Raw genomic sequence first — 1989 nt, 5'->3', positions numbered from 1 at the left:
GTGCACTGCGGAGATCACCGCGGAGCCCTCTCCGACGGCGGCGGCCACGCGCTTGAGCGAGCTGCGGCGCACGTCGCCGACAGCGAAGCAGCCCGATACCGAGGTCTCCAGCGCGTCCGGGTCTCCGTCGCCCATCCATGCGCCGGCCTCGAGCACCTCTCGTCCGGTGAGGATCGACCCCCAGCGATCACGCGCCACGGGTCCCGCCCAGTCGGTGCGCGGGCGCGCGCCGATCGTGACGAACAGCGCGTCGGCGGGCTCTTCGCGACGGACTCCCTCTGCATCCTCCAGCACGATCCCGCCGAGCCGGCCGCCCTCCGCAGCGGGGAGCGCGTCGACGACGCGGGATCGCGTGATCAGGCGCACGCCGGCGGCAGACAGCGCGTGGATCAGATACTGCGACATGCTCTCGGCGAGCCCCTCACCGCGCACGACGAGCGTCACGGTCCGGGCGAACCGCGCGAGGTGCAGCGCGGCCTGGCCGGCCGAGTTGCCGCCGCCCACCACCACGGCGGCGCGTCCGGCTTGCGCGCGGGCCTCCACGGAGGAGGCGCCGTAGAACACGGACGAGCCGATGTACGGCGCGAGAGCCGGTACGGCGAGGCGGCGGTAGTCGACGCCCGTCGCGATCACGACCGCGCGCGCCCGCACCGCCTCCGCGCCGTCGATCTGCAGCCGCAGGCGCGTCGGACCGTCGGCGGCATCGACCTCGAGCCCCGTACACCGTCGCGCGTGCGCGAAGTGCGCGCCGAAGAGCCATGCCTGGCGGTATGCGCGCTGGGCCAGCTCGGCGCCCGACACCCCGCGGGGGAAGCCGAGGTAGTTCCGGATGAGCGAGCTCGATCCTGCCTGGCCGCCCATCGACGCCGCCTCCAGCACGAGCGTGTCGAGGCCCTCGCTCGCCGCGTACACGGCGGAGGCGAGACCCGCCGGTCCGGCTCCGACGATCGCGACGTCCACGACGCGATCAGGAAGCGCGGTCGTGTAGCCGCCGACCCGCGCGAGCTCGGCATCGCCGGGGTCGACCAGCACGCGGCCGTCCGCCGTGGCGACGATCGGCGCATGCGGGGTGCCCGGGCCGATGCCCGCCGCGCCGACCAGCTCCGCCGCCTCCGGATCGTCCGACGAGAGCTCCCGCACGGCGATGCCCGCCCGCTGCAGGCGTGCGCGTACGACGTGCGAGCGCGCGCCCGTGGGGTCGGCGACGAGCGTGAACTCGGGATGATCGACGCCCGCCGCACGCGACCACTCGCGCAGGAGCTCGGTCACGGCGCGGTGGAAGGACTCGTCGGGACGCTGCCGCGGCGCCACGAGGTACCCCTCGATCGCGCCCCGCGACATGTGGCCGAGCAGCTCGGACACGACCCGCTCGTCGCCCCACTCGCCCCACTCGATCACGAGGGTCCGGCGCGTGTCGGGCGACACCTGTGCAACGTGGGCGAGCAGATCGCCGGCTTCGCTCGCGGCGTCGCGGCCCGCCGCGAGGATCGCGATGCGGCGCGCATCCGCGACGAGCGCATCGACCTCGGACCGCGCGGTCGCCGCGTCGGGCAGCCGCAGGATCCGATAGTCGTCTCCGTAGCGCCGCTCCAGTTCGTCGGCGACGCCGGAGGCGACGGAGCCGACGACGGCGATGACGGCAGCGGTCGGCGGCGGGGAATCAGGCTCCGGGATCACGGCACGCCCCCTGTCGATGCGCCTCGCTGCGGGCCGTCGCGGGCGCGCCGCCCCGTGGGGCGAGTGTAGCGCCCTGGACGGCGGCGGCGTACGGGAAGAGACTTCCCACACGACCACCCCGCCGGGCATCCGAACCCCGGACCAGCGGTTCCGCGTCTTCGTCAGCTCGACCCTGAGGGAGATGGCGACGCGGGACGGGCGCCGCGGAGCCGCCCGCGACCGGCGAGCCGATCTACATCCACAGGATGACCCGGATCCGCTCCGCGACCGACGCCGCGGACGGGCCGGCCGAGCAGGCTGGAGGCATGACCA

1 protein-coding gene is annotated in these 1989 nt (G+C 74.9%); it reads right to left on the bottom strand.

Annotated elements, in window-relative coordinates; genetic code table 11:
• Positions 1 to 1677, bottom strand: a 1677-nt coding sequence (locus RIF89_RS14490; RefSeq protein ID WP_309069780.1) for an FAD-dependent oxidoreductase, incomplete at its 3' end; no start/stop codon positions are given.
• Positions 1678 to 1989 lie beyond the last annotated feature (312 nt).

The sequence above is a fragment of the Microbacterium sp. genome, assembly GCF_031178525.1.
Taxonomy (GTDB): domain Bacteria; phylum Actinomycetota; class Actinomycetes; order Actinomycetales; family Microbacteriaceae; genus Microbacterium.
The sequence above is the reverse complement of the archived record's forward strand: the minus strand, read 5'-3'. Positions and strand labels throughout refer to the sequence as shown.